11 protein-coding genes are annotated in these 16,675 nt (G+C 69.6%); all 11 read right to left on the reverse strand.

Annotation, left to right across the window (positions count from 1 at the left end):
* Positions 1-13 precede the first annotated feature (13 nt).
* Positions 14-1,012: an ABC transporter permease gene (locus OG286_RS15975; protein ID WP_396320662.1), complete on the reverse strand. Its 999-nt coding sequence runs from the start codon at positions 1,010-1,012 to the stop codon at positions 14-16.
* A complete protein-coding gene (locus OG286_RS15980; RefSeq protein WP_396320661.1) occupies positions 1,005-1,931 on the reverse strand; it encodes an ABC transporter permease in 927 nt (308 codons plus the stop codon). The genes OG286_RS15975 and OG286_RS15980 overlap by 8 nt, the downstream gene beginning before the upstream one ends.
* 177 nt (positions 1,932-2,108) lie before the next feature.
* The gene (locus tag OG286_RS15985; protein ID WP_396320660.1) at positions 2,109-3,731 is read right to left on the reverse strand and encodes an ABC transporter substrate-binding protein; all 1,623 of its coding nucleotides are present in this window, start codon (positions 3,729-3,731) and stop codon (positions 2,109-2,111) included.
* Between the two features lie 173 nt (positions 3,732-3,904).
* On the reverse strand, positions 3,905-4,924 hold the full coding sequence (locus OG286_RS15990) for an ABC transporter ATP-binding protein (RefSeq protein WP_396320659.1): 1,020 nt from the start codon (positions 4,922-4,924) through the stop codon (positions 3,905-3,907).
* Positions 4,917-5,966, reverse strand: coding sequence for an ABC transporter ATP-binding protein (locus OG286_RS15995; RefSeq protein ID WP_396320658.1), 1,050 nt, complete (start codon positions 5,964-5,966; stop codon positions 4,917-4,919). Before OG286_RS15995 ends, OG286_RS15990 begins: the two co-directional genes overlap by 8 nt.
* A 19-nt stretch (positions 5,967-5,985) precedes the next feature.
* Entirely contained in the window at positions 5,986-6,927 is a 942-nt protein-coding gene (locus OG286_RS16000; protein ID WP_396320657.1) for an ABC transporter permease, read from the reverse strand.
* Entirely contained in the window at positions 6,920-7,864 is a 945-nt protein-coding gene (locus tag OG286_RS16005) for an ABC transporter permease (protein WP_405361231.1), read from the reverse strand. Before OG286_RS16005 ends, OG286_RS16000 begins: the two co-directional genes overlap by 8 nt.
* An 89-nt stretch (positions 7,865-7,953) precedes the next feature.
* Positions 7,954-9,588 carry an ABC transporter substrate-binding protein gene (locus OG286_RS16010; RefSeq protein WP_396320655.1) on the reverse strand — a complete coding sequence of 545 codons (1,635 nt, stop codon included), beginning with the start codon at positions 9,586-9,588 and terminating at the stop codon, positions 7,954-7,956.
* A 429-nt stretch (positions 9,589-10,017) separates the two neighbouring features.
* Positions 10,018-11,886: a translational GTPase TypA gene (typA, locus tag OG286_RS16015; protein WP_148643081.1), complete on the reverse strand. Its 1,869-nt coding sequence runs from the start codon at positions 11,884-11,886 to the stop codon at positions 10,018-10,020.
* A 263-nt stretch (positions 11,887-12,149) separates the two neighbouring features.
* The gene (locus OG286_RS16020) at positions 12,150-13,931 is read right to left on the reverse strand and encodes an ABC transporter family substrate-binding protein (RefSeq protein ID WP_405361228.1); all 1,782 of its coding nucleotides are present in this window, start codon (positions 13,929-13,931) and stop codon (positions 12,150-12,152) included.
* 120 nt (positions 13,932-14,051) lie between these two features.
* Positions 14,052-16,664 carry a SpoIIE family protein phosphatase gene (locus OG286_RS16025; protein ID WP_396320653.1) on the reverse strand — a complete coding sequence of 871 codons (2,613 nt, stop codon included), beginning with the start codon at positions 16,662-16,664 and terminating at the stop codon, positions 14,052-14,054.
* Positions 16,665-16,675: the final 11 nt, after the last annotated feature.

Consider the following 16,675-nt stretch of genomic DNA (forward strand, 5'->3'; position numbering starts at 1 on the left):
TGAGTCCCCTCGCTCAGCGAAGCTTCGGGTCGAGGGCGTCGCGGACCGCGTCGCCCAGCATGATGAAGGCCAGCACCGTGATGGAGAGCGCCGCGGCCGGGAAGAAGAGCACGTACGGGGCCGTCCGGATCACCTTCTGGGCGGAGGCGATGTCGATGCCCCAGGAGATGGTCGGGTCCTGCAGGCCGATGCCCAGGAAGCTCAGGGTGGCCTCGGTCGCGATGTAGCCGCCCAGCGCGATGGTGGCGACGACGATCACCGGCGCGAGCGCGTTCGGCAGGATGTGCCGGAGCATCAGCCGCCCGGTGCCCGCGCCCAGCGCTCGGCCGGCCATCACGTAGTCGGCCTGTTTGACGGTCAGGACGGCGCCGCGCATGACGCGCGCGATCTGCGTCCAGCCGAGAACCGCCAGCGCGATCACCACGCTCCACACCGTGCGGGCGGAGAAGGCGCCCAGCAGGACCAGCGCGCCGAGCAGCAGCGGGATGCCGAAGAAGATGTCGACGACGCGGGAGATCACGGCATCCACCGCGCCGCCGAAGTACCCGGCGACCATGCCGGTCAGCCCGCCGAGCAGGGTGACCCCGAGTGTCACGAAGATGCCGACGGTGATCGAGGCCCGGGCCCCGTAGATCACCCGGGCGTAGATCGACCGGCCCTGGCCGTCGTAGCCGAACCAGCCGGCGCCGAAGAAGTCCGTCCAGTCCGGGCGCTTGAGGAAGTCGTGGATCAGGTCGGCCTTGCGCGGGTTGGCGTCCGTGAACGCCCAGGGGAAGATCGACATCACGATCAGCAGCAGGATCAGCAGCGCCGAGATCAGGAAGACCGGCCGCCGGCGGAGGTCCCGCCAGGCGTCGCCCCAGAGGCTGCGGGCCTCCTCCCGTTTGGCCGGGTCGCCCTCGGCCAGGGTCTCCTGCTCGACCGCCATGCCCTGCTCGCCGGCGTAGTCGAGGTGGTCGACACCGGGCGCCGAATGCGGCTTGAACTCGCCCTCGTCATGCAGGTCAGGCATAGCGGATCCTCGGGTCCAGGACCGCGTAGAGCAGGTCGACGATCAGGGAGGCGACCAGGTAGACGATCACCAGGACGGTCACGATGCCGACCACGGTGGGGCCCTCCTTCTGGTTGATCGCCCGGTACAGGACGTTGCCGATGCCCTGCACGTTGAAGATCCCCTCGGTCACGATCGCGCCGCCCATCAGCGCGCCGAGGTCGGTGCCGAGGAAGGTGACCACCGGGATCAGCGAGTTGCGCAGCAGGTGCCGGGAGATGATGGTCCGCCGCGGCAGGCCCTTGGCGACCGCGGTGCGCATGTAGTCGGCCCGCAGGTTCTCCCCGATCGACGTCCGGGTGAGCCGGGCGACGAACGCGAGGGAGAGCGAACCCAGCACGATCGCGGGCAGGATCAGCTGGGAGAGGTCCGTGGAGTCCTGCACCGTCGGGGTGACCCAGCCCAGGTTGGTGGCGAAGATCGTCTGGGCGATGTAGGCGAGCACGAACACCGGGATCGAGATCACCACCAGGGTCAGGGCCAGCACCAGGGTGTCCTCGATGCTGCCCCGCCTGAGGCCGGAGATCAGACCGAGTGCCAGCCCGACGACCAGCTCGAAGGCGAAGGCCATCAGGGCCAGCCGGATGGTGACCGGGAAGGCGTCCGCCATGATGTCGGTGACCGAGCGGCCGGTGAAGCTCGTCCCGAAGTCACCCTGGAACAGGTTCCCCATGTAGTGCAGGTACTGCTTCCACAGCGGCTGGTCGAGGTAGTACCGGTGCTTCAGGTTGGCCACCACCGCCGGGTCGGCGGCCTTGTCCCCGAACAGCGCCGCGACCGGGTCGCCCGGCAGCGTGTAGACCATCAGGAAGATCAGGAATGTGGAGCCGAAGAACACCGGGATCATCTGCAGCACCCGCCGCAGCACGTAACTTCCCATCCGAGCCTCCTTCCTAGGTGACGGGTCGGCCCGTGACCGGGTGCGGCGGGCCGTTGGACCGAGTGCCCGGGCCCCGCCCCCCGTGCGGGGAGGGCGGGGCCGCGCGGGGCCGGGCCCCTCGCCCCCGGCCTGGCGGCCGGGAGGTGCCGCAGCCCGGTGACGGGCGGGGAGGGGGGATCAGCCCTTGACCTCGACCTGGGTCCAGGCCGGGTTGCCGAAGGAGTCGAACGTCACGTTCTGGACGTTGTTGGAGTAGCCCGAGTTGGTGCGGTAGTACCAGAGCGGGATGGCCGGCATGTCGGTCGCCAGCACCGCCTCTGCCTGCTGGTAGCCCGTCACCGAGGCCTGGACGCTGTCCGCCTGGTCCGCCTGGGTGGACAGCTTGTCGAACTGCGGGCTGCTGTAGCCGAAGTCGTTGGACGCCGCGCCGGTGCGGTAGACGTCGGCGAGGAAGTTGGCGTTCAGCGGGTAGTCCTGCACCCAGCCGGTCCGGAACATGCCGTCGATCTGGTGGCCGGTGATCGCCGCCCGGGCGGTCTTGAAGTCGGGCTTCGGGTCACCTGTGCAGTCCGCACCGGTGCTCTGCCGGACCGAGTTGCAGACGGCGTCGACCCACTCCTTGTGGCCGCCGTCCGCGTTGTAGGTGATGGTCAGCTTGTTGCCCGGGATGCCGCCGCCCTGGGCGATCAGTTGCTTGGCCTTGTCCGGGTTGAACGTGCAGAACTCACCGCACTGGCCCGCCTTGTACCCCTCGACGCCCTCGGCGACCCAGGCGCTGGCGGGCGCGCGCGACCCCTGGAGCACCGTCTTGGTGATGGTGTCGCGGTCGATCGCCATCGAGATGCCCTGGCGGACCTGGGCCTTCTCCGGCGCCGCCCAGTCCGCCTGGTACAGCGTGAAGCCGACGTTCTGGATGGCACCCTGCGGGGAGTCGATCGCCCGGTCGCCCAGGTCACTCTTGTAGGTGGCCAGCGCGGACGGCGGCACCTGGTCCATCACGTCCAGGTTGTTGGACTGCAGGTCGGCGTAGGCGGCCTCGGCGGTGCTGTACATCTTGAAGACGACGCCGCCGTTCTTCGGCTTGTCCACGCCCTGGTAGTTCGGGTACGCCTTGGTGACCACCTGCTGGTTGTGGTCCCAGCTGACGAACTGGTACGGGCCGTTGCCCACCGGCTTCTGCCCGTACCCGGTCGGGTCGTTGAAGAAGGCGGACGGCAGCGGCGAGAAGGCGATGTACCCGAGTTTGTACTCGAAGTACGAGACCTTGCCCCGCAGCTTGATGGTGAAGTGCGTGTCGTCCACGACGGTCAGCCCGGACATCTTGGTCGCGGTCGGCTGGCCGCTGGCGGGGTGGACGTCCTGATAGCCCTCGATGTCGGAGAACCAGGAGCTGTTGATCTGGTTGTTGGTGGTGGTCGCGCCCCAGTTCCAGGCATCGACGAAGTTGGTCGACGTGACCGGCGTGCCGTCGTGGAACGTCCAGCCGCTCTTCAGCGTGACGTTGAAGGTCTGCGAGTCGCTGGTGTCGATCGAGTCCGCGACCTGCATCCGGATCTTGGCGTTGCTGGGGTCGTAGTCGACCAGGCCCTTGAAGAGGTTCTGCAGGATGCGCCCGCCGCCGGTCTCGTTGGCGTTCGCCGGCTGCAGCGGGTTCTGCGGCTCACTGCTCTGGTAGCTGAAGGTCTTGCTGCTGTCCGACGAACTGCTTCCGCCTCCGCCGCTGCTGCTGCACCCGCTGGCCACCAGGGCCACGGATGTCGCACCGGCGAGGACCCATCGAGCACGGGGGGCTGCGGGCATGGAGGTCCCTCCTCAAGGTGTGTGTCGCATCACACCCCATGAGAAGCGCGCCCGCGCGGCGGCGCGAGCCGGGTACCCCCGGATGGGTGCAGCAGGCCCTGCGTGGAGTTGACGGAACGCCGGAAGGGCCCGCAGCACGACGGCTGCGGGCCCTTCCGGGAAACGCCTCGGGATCAGACGGCGGCGGCCGTCTCGCGGACCTCGGCGAAGTGACACGCCGACTGGTGCTTGGCCGGGCCGCTCAGCACCTCCGGCACCGCCAGCAGCGGGACCTCGGTGGAGCACCGCTCCTCCGCCTTCCAGCAGCGGGTGCGGAACCGGCAGCCGGACGGCGGGTTGGCCGGCGAGGGGATGTCGCCGGTCAGGATGATCCGGTCACGGCTCTCGCGCGCCGTCGGGTCCGGCACCGGCACCGCGGAGAGCAGCGCCTGGGTGTACGGGTGCGTGGCGTTGTCGTAGATCTCCTCGTCGGTACCGATCTCGACCATCTTGCCCAGGTACATCACGCCGACGCGGTCGGAGATGTGCCGGACGATGGAGAGGTCGTGCGCGATGAACATGTACGACAGCTCGAAGTCGCTCTGCAGCTGCTCCAGCAGGTTGATCACCTGCGCCTGGACGGAGACGTCCAGGGCGGAGACCGGCTCGTCGCAGATGATGATCTCGGGCTTGAGCGCGAGGCCGCGGGCGATGCCGATGCGCTGGCGCTGGCCGCCGGAGAACTGGTGCGGGTACCGGTTGATGTACTCCGGGTTCAGGCCGACGACGTCCAGCAGGTCCTGGACGGCCTTGCGGCGGTCGCCCTTCGGAGCCACCTCGGGGTGGATCTCGAACGGCTCGCCGATGATGTCGCCGACCGTCATGCGCGGGTTGAGCGAGGTGTACGGGTCCTGGAACACCATCTGGATGTTGCGGCGGACGGCCTTGAGGGCCGCGCCGGACAGCTTGGAGATGTCCTCGCCCTTGAACAGGACCTCGCCGGAGGTGGCCCGCTCCAGGTTCATCAGCACCTTGGCCAGCGTGGACTTGCCACAGCCGGACTCGCCGACGATGCCGAGGGTCTCGCCCTTCGCCAGCTCGAAGGAGATGCCGTCGACCGCCTTGACCGCGCCGACCTGCTTCTTGAAGAGGATGCCCTGGGTCAGCGGGTAGTGCTTGACCAGGTCCTTGACCTCCAGGATGGGCTCAGCCATGGAGGGTCTCCTTCCAGAGGTGGCACGCGCTGCGGCGGCCGGTGAGCTCCTTGCCGTCCTTGTCGGTCACCTGGTGCAGCTTCGGGATCTCCGTGCGGCACAGGTCGGTGGCGACGTCACAGCGGGGGTTGAACGCGCAGCCGGCCGGGACCTTCAGCAGGTTCGGGGGCAGACCCTTGATCGCGTACAGCTCCTGGCCCTTCTGGTCCAGGCGCGGGATGGAACGGAGCAGGCCCTTGGTGTAGGGGTGCGCCGGGTTGGCGTACAGGTCACGCACCGGGGCGGTCTCGACGATCCGGCCGGCGTACATGACGGCGATCTTGTCCGCGACGTCGGCGACCACGCCGAGGTCGTGGGTGATCAGGATCAGGCCCATGTTGTACTCGTCCTGCAGCTCGGCGAGCAGGTCCATCACCTGGGCCTGGACGGTGACGTCCAGGGCGGTGGTGGGCTCGTCGGCGATGATCAGGTCGGGCTCCATGGAGAGCGCCATCGCGATCATGATGCGCTGGCGCATGCCGCCGGAGAACTGGTGCGGGTAGTCGCCCACGCGCTGCCTGGCGGCGGGGATGCGCACCCGCTCCATCAGCTCGATGGCCTTCTCCCGGGCCTCCTTCTTGGAGGCGCCGCGGTGCACCCGGAACATCTCGCCGAGCTGGGCGCCGACGGTCATCACCGGGTTCAGCGAGGAGAGCGCGTCCTGGAAGATCATCGCGATCTTCTGTCCGCGGATCAGCCGGCGCTCCTCCTCCTTCATGGCGAGCATGTCCTGCCCGCGGAAGAGGATCTGGCCCTGGCTGATCTTGCCGGGCGGCATGTCGAGGATGCCCATGATGGTCTGGGCGGTCACCGACTTGCCGGAGCCGGACTCGCCGAGCACCGCCAGGGTCTCACCGGCGGCGACGGAGTAGTTGACGCCGTTCACGGCCTTGGCGACGCCGTCCCGAGTGTGGAACTCCACGTGGAGGTCGCGGACCTCCAGCAGCGGGGTGCCAACTTCGAGCCGGCCGCTCTTCTGGTTCTTCTCGATCACGGTGGTCATCGGGTCGTCACCTCTTCTCTCAGCGGAGCTTCGGGTCGAGGGCGTCGCGGACCGCGTCGCCGAGCATGATGAAGGCCAGCACGGTGATGCTCAGCGCGGCCGACGGGAACAGCAGGACGTGCGGGGCCGCCAGGAAGCGGACCGAGGCATCGCTGATCATCAGGCCCCAGGAGATCTCCGGGGACTGCACGCCGATGCCGAGGTAGGACAGCGCCGCCTCGGCACCGATGTAGACGCCCAGGCTGATCGCCGAGACCACGATGACCGGCGCGATGGCGTTCGGCAGGATGTGCCGGAAGGTGATCCGGCCGCTGCTGGCGCCCAGCGCGCGGGCCGCCATCACGTAGTCGTTGTGCTTGTTGGAGATCACCGAGGCGCGCATGATGCGGAAGATCTGCGGCCAGCCGAGGACGGCCATGACCAGCGACACGGTGTAGGCGTTGCCCTTGCCGAGCATCGACATGATCAGCATGCCGCCGAGCAGCAGCGGGATCGAGAAGAAGATCTCGGTGAAGCGCGACAGGATCGAGTCCGTGATCCCGCCCTTCCAGCCGGCCAGCAGGCCGAGGAGCGAGCCGACCACGGTGACCAGCAGCGTGGTCAGGACACCGACGATGATCGAGTTACGGGCGCCCCACACCGTGCGGGTGTAGACGTCGCAGCCCTGCACGTCGAAGCCGAACCAGTGCTCGGCGCTCGGGCGCTTCAGGGAGTCGGCCAGGTCGCAGGCACCGTTCGCGGTCGGGCTGCCGTCCGTGAACAGCTGCGGAACGGCCGCCATGACCAGCAGGAACAGCACCAGAGCGGCACCGATGATGAAGACCGGGTTGCGGCGCAGGTCGCGCAGCGCGTCCGTCCAGAGGCTGGCCACCCGCTCCGGCTTCTGCTTCTTCTCCGGGGAGGTCTTCGGGCTGTTGTCCTCGGACGGGGCCTCGCTGCCCACGGTGATGGTGTCACTCATAGCGGATCCTCGGGTCGAGCACGGCGTACAGCAGGTCCACGAGCAGGGTGGTGATGAGGTAGATCATCACCAGCAGGGTGACCATGCCGACGATCACCGTGCCCTGCTTCTGGTACACGGACTGGGCGAGCAGGCCGCCGATGCCGTGCATGTTGAAGATCTTCTCGGTGATGACCGCGCCACCCATCAGGCCGCCCAGGTCGGCACCGAGGAAGGTGACGATCGGGATCAGCGCGTTGCGCAGGGCGTGACGGCCGATCACCCGACGGCGCTTCAGGCCCTTGGCGACCGCGGTACGGACGTAGTCCGCGCGCATGGTCTCCATCAGGCTGGTGCGGGTCAGTCGGGCGACGTACGCGAGCGAGGTGGACGCCAGCACGAAGGCCGGCAGCAGGTACGCCCGCAGTCCGTCCTCCTCGTTGAAGGAGACCGGGAAGAAGTCGAAGCCGTAGTCGTTCTTCAGCTTCACGCCCAGCAGCAGCTGGAGGACGAAGCCGGTGACGAAGACCGGGATCGAGATCACGAACAGCGTGCTGATGAGGACCAGCTGGTCGATGAACTTGCCCTTGCGAAGGGCCGCCATGACACCCGCCAGCACGCCCATGACCGCTTCGATGATGAAGGCGACGAAGGCGAGGTTGAGGGTGTACGGGAACGCCTCACTGATCATGTCGGTCACGGAGCGACCGGTCAGGCTTTCACCGAGATTCCCCTGGAAGACCCCCGAGATGTAGTTCCAGTACTGGAGCAGGAAGGGGTCGTTCAGGTGGTACTTCTGGCGGATCATCTCCGCCACGATCGGGTCGGCTCGCTTCTCGCCGGCCAGTGCCTGCACCGGGTCACCGGGCAGGTAGTGAACCAGCGCGTAGATCAGCAGCGTCGCGCCGAGCAGGACAGGGATTGCCTGTATCAGTCGGCGGATGACATAGCGGCCCATCAGACCTCCATACTTTCGGACAAGGAAGGGAGGCGGGAGGACTCGGACTGTAGTCCGGTCCACCCGCCCCCGATCGTCTGACTACCGGATCAGCCGGCGAGCTCGACCTTGGCCAGGTTCATGCGACCCTGGGCGTCGGTGTCGAAGTTCTTGATCTTCTTGGTGTAGGCCGCGGAGGACATGTAGGTGTACACCGGGATGTACGGCAGGTCCTGGACGAGGATGTCGTCGGCCTGCTGGTACAGCTTGATGGCCTCGTCGTCCGTCTTCGCCTGGTCGGCCTGGTCCAGCAGGGTCTCGAACTTGTCGTTGACGTAACCGCCGTAGTTCGAGCCGTTCTCGATCGCGACCTTGGAGAAGATCGGGCGCAGGTAGTCCTCGATCGACGGGTAGTCCATCGACCACGCCATGCGGAAGGCGCCCGAGTACTGCTTGGCCTGCAGGTCGTCCAGGATCTTGCCGAACTTCTCGAACGGCTTGAAGGTGACCTCGACGCCCAGGTTCTTCTTCAGCTGGTTGCCGACGGCCTCGATCCACTCCTTGTGGCCACCGTCGGCGTTGTAGCCCAGCTCGATGGTGTTGTTCGGAACACCGTTGGCCTGGGTGAAGAGCTCCTTGGCCTTGACCGGGTCGTACTTGGCCGCGTCGCCCATGGCGCCCTTGCGGTAGCCCGGGATGAGCGGGTTGACGAAGTCGTCGGCCGGGACGCGGGTGCCCGAGAAGATGGTCTTGGTGATCGCCTCGCGGTCGATCGCCATCGAGATCGCCTTGCGGATCTCCGGCTTGCCGTACGCGGCCGGGTTGGTCGAGATCGGGAAGCCGATGTAACCGACGCCGGACTCCGGCTTGTAGATGTAGCGGTCGCCGAACTCGCTCTTGACGGTCGACATGGCCGAGATCGGCAGCTTGTCGGTGGCCTGGATGTTGTCGGCGCGCAGGTCGTTGTACGCGGTGTCCAGGTTGTCGTAGATCTTGAAGGTGACGCCCTGGAGCTTCGCCTTGCCGTCCGAGGCCGGGAAGTTCTCGTAGCGCTTGACCTTGATCTGCTTGTTGTGCTCCCAGCTGCCGTCCATCTCGAACGGGCCGTTGCCGATCGGCTTGTCGCCGAAGGCCTTCGGGTCGGCGAAGAACGCCGAGGGCAGCGGGTAGAACGGGTTGTACCCGAGCATCGTCTTGAACTGCGAGAACGGCGCCGACAGGGTGACGGTGAAGGTCTTGTCGTCGACGACCTTCAGGCCCTTGAGCTCCTTGGCGGTGGGCTTCTTGTCCTTGCCCGGAGCCAGCTCCTCGGAGCCCTCGATCTTCGCGTAGAACGGGAGGCCCTCGGCGGCGTTGTCCTGGTTGGCGCCCCAGTTCCAGGCGTCGACGAAGGACTTGGCGGTGACCTTCTCGCCGTTGTGGAAGGTGTAGCCGTCCTTCAGCTTGATCGTCCAGACCTTGCTGTCGGGGGACTCGATCGACTCGGCCACGCGCAGGGTCGGGGCGTTGGTCTTGAAGTCGTAGTCGACCAGGCCGGCGAAGAGGGCGTTCTCGACCTCGGTGCCCTCGGACTCCGCGGTGTTCTGCGGCACCAGACCGTGCTGCGGCTCACCGAGCTGGACGGCGATGGAGCCGCCGCCGGAAGCAGCCTTGTCATTGCTCTTCGAGCTGGTGCTGCAAGCGGTCGCCGCGAGGGCGATCGCGGTCGCCGCAACGAGCCACTTGGTCTGGGTTGCACCGCGCATGGGGGATGCCTCCTGAAATCGACTTTCCAACGAGGAGAGCACCGCGGGCGGCTGACGCCGCTTCCGTTGTGCCGTCCGCGCTCGTGGTTTCGGCGCGCACCCCTGCGCGTTAACCCTTGACCCGAGCCTGACTGCACCCACTATGTGTCACGCACGGACACGAAAGTGACCAATGCCGATCTCAATTAGGTCACATGAACGGTCGGTAAGTTTCGAAAATCGGACATATAAGACATACTCAGACAGGCATTAAACGGACAGTCGTCATGAATGACGGACTGTCACGTTCGCTCAGCGGACACCTTGCCGTGGTAAGCGCTATTCCGTTTATACGCGCGTCGACAACTTGGAGTAGTTGAAAACGATCGCCCCCCTCTCCACTGGAAAGGGGGGCGATCGATTCAGGCCAAAGGTTGTTTAAACCCGGGATCAGGCCTTCTTGGCGCGCGAAGCCGAACGGCCACGCTCCTTCTGGTCGAGGACGACCTTACGGATGCGCACGGTCTCCGGGGTCACCTCGATGCACTCGTCCTCGCGGCAGAACTCCAGCGACTGCTCCAGCGAGAGCTTCCGCGGCGGCACCAGGTTCTCGGTGGTGTCGGAGGAAGCGGCACGCATGTTGGTGAGCTTCTTCTCCTTTGTGATGTTGATGTCCATGTCGTCCTGGCGCGAGTTCTCGCCGACGATCATGCCCTCGTACACCTCGGTGGTGGGCTCGACGAAGAGCGTGCCGCGCTCCTGGATGCCCATCATCGCGAACGGCGTCACGACGCCCGCGCGGTCCGCCACCAGCGAACCGTTGTTGCGCATCCGCAGCTCGCCGAACCACGGCTCGTGGCCCTCGAAGATGCTGTGCGCGATGCCGGTGCCGCGGGTGTCGGTCAGGAACTGGGTCCGGAAGCCGATCAGGCCGCGCGACGGGACGATGAACTCCATGCGGACCCAGCCGGAGCCGTGGTTCGTCATGGTCTCCATGCGGCCCTTGCGGGTCGCCATCAGCTGGGTGATCGCGCCGAGGTACTCCTCGGGGCTGTCGATGGTCATCCGCTCGACCGGCTCGTGGGTCTTGCCGTTGATGACCTTGGTGACGACCTGCGGCTTGCCGACGGTCAGCTCGAACAGCTCCCGGCGCATGGTCTCGACCAGGATGGCCAGCGCCAGCTCGCCACGGCCCTGAACCTCCCAGGCGTCCGGACGCTCGGTCGGCAGCACGCGGAGCGAGACGTTACCGATCAGCTCGCGGTCCAGGCGGTCCTTCACCATGCGGGCGGTGACCTTGTGGCCCTTGCCGCCCTTGCCGACCAGCGGCGAGGTGTTGGTGCCGATGACCATCGAGATGGCCGGCTCGTCCACCGTGATGAGCGGCAGCGCGACGGGGTTCTCCAGGTCGGCCAGGGTCTCGCCGATCATGATCTCCGGGATGCCCGCGACGGCGCAGATGTCGCCGGGGCCGGCCACCTCGGCCGGCTTGCGGGTGAGCGCCTCGGTCATCAGCAGCTCGGTGATCTTGACCTGCTGGACCGAGCCGTCCCGCTTCATCCACGCGACCTGCTGGCCCTTGCGCAGCTCGCCCTGCTCGACCCGGCAGAGCGCGATGCGGCCGAGGAAGTTGTCGGCGTCCAGGTTGGTGACGTGGGCCTGGAGCGGCGCGTCCTCGTCGTAGGTCGGGGCCGGGACGTGCTCCAGGATGGTGGAGAAGAACGGCTCCAGCGAGTCGCTGTCGGCCGGCACGGTGCCGTTCTCCGGCTTGGTCATCGAGGCGACGCCGTCACGCGCACAGGCGTAGACGATCGGGAACTCGATCTGGTCCTCGGTGGCGTCGAGGTCCAGGAAGAGGTCGTAGGTCTCGTTGATGACCTCGTCGATCCGGGAGTCCGGGCGGTCGGTCTTGTTGATGCAGAGGATGACCGGCAGCTTGGCCGTCAGGGCCTTGCGGAGCACGAAGCGGGTCTGCGGCAGCGGGCCCTCGGAGGCGTCGACCAGCAGCACGACCGCGTCGACCATCGACAGACCACGCTCGACCTCACCACCGAAGTCGGCGTGGCCCGGGGTGTCGATGATGTTGATCGTGATCGGCGCGCCACCCTCCTTGGGGTGGTACTTGACGGCGGTGTTCTTCGCGAGAATGGTGATGCCCTTCTCGCGCTCCAGGTCGTTGGAGTCCATCATCCGGTCGTCGAGGTGCTGGTGGGCGGCGAAGGCGCCGGCCTGCTTCAGCATGGCGTCGACCAGCGTGGTCTTGCCGTGGTCGACGTGGGCGACGATGGCAACGTTGCGGATGTCATTGCGCGTGGGCATGCGGAGCGGATTCTCCCGGAATCGTGGGTTACGGCGCCCGGCCGCGAGACGCCGACCGGCGATCCCTGTCGATCGCCGCCGCCCGTTCCGCCTGCTACTACCGGTCCACCCGCCGGGCAGGACATGCCACGGCTTCCTCCTATCGTACGGGGAACCGCCCAGGTGGGCAGAAACGAGCAGGTCGGGCGGGATCAAGATCACAGGTGGATCACACGCCGCTCACCCGGCGGACGCCGTGCGCGCGCCCGGATCGGGCGCCGCGGTCAGCCGGTGAGGAGGCCCACGTCCTGGAAGCGGGGCCAGCCGAAACCCCAGACCCCGGCGCCCGCCACACCCTCCCGGACGGCGACCAGCTCCGGGCGCTGGAACAACGGCACCGAGTGGCCCAGCTGCCAGATCCGGGTGTCGGCCTCCTGGAGCAGGGCGAGGTGGGCGGCGGGGTCGAGTTCGGCGGCGGCACGGTCGAAGAGGCGGTCGATCTCCTCCGTCCCGGTGCGGCCGTAGTTGGTGCCGGTCTCCAGGGCGCCGTCCGCTCCGGGCCGGGGCTTGGCGTAGACGGGGCGCTGGTCGACCGCCGGGTCGGGGCCGGCCGGCCAGGAGAAGAGGGCGAGGTCGTAGTCGCCGGCGGCCAGGCCGGTGCGGACGAGGGCCTCGGCGGGCAGCGCCACCGGGCGGACGGCGATGCCCGTCCCGGCGAGGTCGGCGGCCAGCGCGTCGGCGGCGCGCCGGGCGGTGGCGGAGCCCGAGGGGATCAGCAGGGAGAGCGAGAGCTCGTGCCCGTTCCTGGTCCGGGTGCCGCCGCCCTTCGGGCGCTTCCAGCCGGCCGCGTCCAGCAGCCGGCCCGGGTCCGCGGTGCCGAGGGCGCTGCTGTTGTCCCGGTAGCCGTCCTGGTCGCCGGCGAGCAGGTGGCTGCCGAGTGGGGCGGCGGCGAGCCCGAGCGGGGTGAGCGCGGCGTCGGCGATCCGCCGCCGGTCGACGGCCCGGGCGAGGGCCTGCCGGACGGCCGGGTCGGTGAGAGGCTCCCGGCCGGCGTTGAGGGTGAGCTGGGTGAGCGAGGCGGCGGCGGCCCGGTGGAGGGTGATCCCGGGCAGTGCCTCGGCCCGGCGCAGCGCCTGGTCAGCGGCCTCGGCGCGGTCGGCCGAGGTGCCGGACGCCGGGGCCCGGTCGACCGCCGCCGTGAGCGGGGCGATGTCGAGCAGGTCCTGGCCGAGCGCGTCCAGCCGCCGTTCGGCCGGGGTGGCGAGGAAGTCGATCCGGTCGGCCTTGGGCGGGTCGCCCCACCAGAGCGGGTTGCGCACCAGGGTGACCCGCCCGCCCGCCGCGTCGTACCCGCCCGGCCCGGAGATCACGAAAGGACCCGCCGTCGCCTGCGGACCGTCCGCCAGCGGCCGGCTGAAGGCGGCCGGGGAGGAGGTCACGGCGGCGGGGTAGAGCGGGCCGAAGAGGGACCGCCACTCGGCGTACGGCCGCCGGAAGGCGATCCTGATCTCGGACGGGTCCGCGCCCGGGGTGATCGAGTCGATCGCGTCGTACCCGGCGGGGCGGGTGCCGGTGTAGGCGGGGTCGAGGCCGGAGAGGGCGGCCCGCTGGGCGGTGAAGTCGGCGGCCGAGAGCGGGGTGCCGTCGCTCCAGACGGCGTGCGGGTTGAGCCGGTAGGTGACGACCTGTGGCAGCTGCCCGGGCGGGGTGGACTCGGCGGCGGCCAGGTAGTCCGGGTCGGGGACGAGCCGGCCGTGCTCGTCCGGCCGGAACAGCGCGGGGTAGAGGGCGTGCGCGAGCAGCGCCGAGTCGGAGGTCGCCGCCGGCTGGTAGAGGTTCAGCGTGGCGGGGACGCCGTCCAGCGCCCAGCGCAGCGTGCCACCGTCCCTGACGGCGCCGCGGTCGGGCGGGCTGACGTCGCCGGTGACGGCCGTGGGGGCGGCGGACACCGGGACGGGCGCCGGGGTGCGGGCCGGGGCAGGGGTGCCAGAGCAGCCGGCCAGGGCCCCGGCGGCGAGCACCAGCGCGGCGACGGCGGCTGGGGCGGTGAGCTGGCGGACGCGCATGGCGGCCATGGAACGCCGCCGGGGCGCGGCCCGGCCCGCCGACACGGCGGCCGCCGGGCGACTGCACCCGGACAGCCGAACTGTGACCGCCCGCGCGCCTCCGGGGCGTGGGGCTGCCGCCTACAGGGCCAGCTCGAACCAGACGATCTTGCCCTTGGGCGTGCGCCTGCTGCCCCAGCGCTCGGCCAGCAGGCTGACCAGCTGGAGCCCGCGCCCGCCCTCGTCGGTCTCCTGGGCGCGCCGCTGCCGCGGCTGGGCGTAGCCGTCGTCCCAGACCTCGCAGACCATGGAGCGGTCGCGCAGCAGCCGGAGCCGGATCTCGCCGCGGCCGTGCCGGAGCGCGTTGGTGACCAGCTCGCTGACCAGCAGCTCGGTGGTGTCCACCAGCTCGTCCAAGCCGCGGGCCAGCAGCCAGCTGCAGGCCAGCTCGCGGGCCTTGGCCACCGAGGTGGGCTCGGGCGGCAGGAACCAGTTGCCGACGGCGTCGTCGGGGAAGGCGTGCACCTTGGCCATCAGCAGGGCAATGTCGTCCTCGCCGTGGTGCGGGTTGAGCTCGCCGAGGACGTGGTCGCAGAGGTCCTCCAGACCCTTGCCCTCGGCGGACAGCGCGGTGCGGAAGGCGCGCAGGCCCTCGTCCAGCTGGTGCTTGCGGCTCTCCACCAGACCGTCGGTGTAGAGGCCGAGCACGGCGCCGTCCGGCAGGGTCAGCTCGACCTCCTCGAACGGCTCGCCGCCGACGCCGAGCGGCAGGCCGGGCGGCACGTCGAGCATCCGGGCGGGCTCGCCGGGGCTGAGCAGGACGGGCGGCAGGTGGCCGGCGTTGGCGAAGACGCAGCGGCGGGTGACGGCGTCGTAGACCGCGTAGACGCAGGTCGCGAGGTAGACCTCGCGGGCCTCCTCGTCGGCGGTCGAGGTGAGCCGCCCGTACGGGGTGGGTGAGCTCGCGGGCGCGGAGTCGTCGCCGAGGCCGCGGGCGATCTCGTCGAGGGCGGTGAGCACCTCGGCGGGGTCGAGGTCGAGCATGGCCAGGGTGCGGACGGCGGTCCGCAGCTGGCCCATCGCGACGGCGGCGCGCAGGCCGCGGCCCATCACGTCGCCGATGACCAGGGCGGTGCGGTTGCCGGGCAGCTGGATGACGTCGAACCAGTCGCCGCCGACCTCGGTGTTGTTGTTGCTGGGCAGGTAGCGGCAGGCGATCTCCAGGCCGCTGGCGGCCGGGTTGCCCGGGGGCAGCAGGCTGCGCTGGAGGATCAGGGCGCGCTCGTGCTCGCGGCGGTAGAGCCGGGCGTTGTCGATGCAGACGGCGGCCCGGGCGACCAGCTCCTCGGCGATGGCGACGTCGCGGGCGTCGAAGGGCTCGCTGCCGATCGCCCGGGAGAGCTGGACGAGCCCGAGCACCTGGTCGCGGGCGACCAGCGGGACGATCAGGGTGGAGCGCAGCAGCGGGTCCGGCCCGGGCTCGGGGACGACGCTGCGGCCGGTGCGCAGCGCCCGGGCGTGCGGGGAGCGGCGCGGGTAGCAGAGGGTGCCGCCGGCCTCGGCGATGGGCAGGCCGGTGACCGAGCCGAGCACCGAGGAGGCGCCGCCGACCACGCTGGAGACGGCGACCCGGCGCAGTTCGCCGCTGCCGTCGGTGAGCACGCCGTCGCCGTACCGGCCGGCGCTGGGGACGGTCTCGCCGGAGAGCAGCGCGGTGTAGAGGTCGACGGTGGCGAGGTCGCAGAACGGCGGGACGACGACGTCCAGCAGCTCCTTGGCGGTGGTCTCCAGGTCGAGCGTGGAGCCGATGTGGGCGCTGGCCTCGTTGAGCAGGGCGAGGTTGCGGCGGACGCCGTCGGCCTCGCGCTCGGCGACGTGCCGGCTGGTGACGTCGGAGACCTGGCCGGCGACGCCCATCGGCTGGCCGGCCGAGCCGTTCAGCCGGTACAGCGAGACGGCCCAGAGCCGGTTGCCCTCGCGGGTGGGGACGGCCGAGTGGAAGCGCAGGTCGAAGACGGGCTGGCCGGTGGCGACGACCTTGCGCAGCGCGGCGGTGAGCCGGTCGGCCTCGGACTGCGGGAAGAGGTCGTGCGCGGTGAGGCCTTCGAGGTCGGTGGGGGCGAGGCCCATCCCGGAGGCGAAGGCGTCGTTGACGCGCTGGAGCCGGAGCCGGTCGTCGAAGAGGATGAAGCCGGTGGGGGTCTGCCCGAAGACGGCCTCGGAGGCGGCGAGGTCGGTCTCGATCCGGCGCAGCCGGCCGAGGTCGACGGCGAGACAGGTGGCGCCGGCGGTGGGCAGCGCGCTGTCGGGCATCAGGTAGAGCTCGGCGAGCCCCTCCCCGCCGGTGGCGTCGCGGTAGGGCGCGGTGCCCACCCACTCCTCGCCGGCCAGGGTGCGCTCGAGCCGGGCGCGGCCGCGCTGCCAGAGCTCGCGTGGCACGAAGGTGGTGATCGGGTCGGAGCCGACCGCCTCGGCGGCGGGCAGGCCGAAGAACTCGGCGGCCCGGTCGCTCCACTGGCTGATCCGGCCGTCGGGGCCGATCGCGAAGGTGGCGACCCGGATGTAGTCGTAGATCGAGCCTGGGTCCCCGGCGCCCCACTGGTCGGCGCCGACCCCGGGGCGGGCGGCACGGCCCTGCCCGGCGGGTGCGGCCCGGGAGGCCGCGGGGGCGGGCAGGTGTGGGGAACCGGCCTGCCCGGGCACAGCGGCATGACCGCTGCTGCTCGGCGCATTACGCGCCGGGGTGCTGTTCAACGGACCGACCC

It is taken from the genome of Kitasatospora sp. NBC_00039 (assembly GCF_045160625.1).
In the GTDB taxonomy this organism is placed as follows: Bacteria; Actinomycetota; Actinomycetes; order Streptomycetales; family Streptomycetaceae; genus Kitasatospora.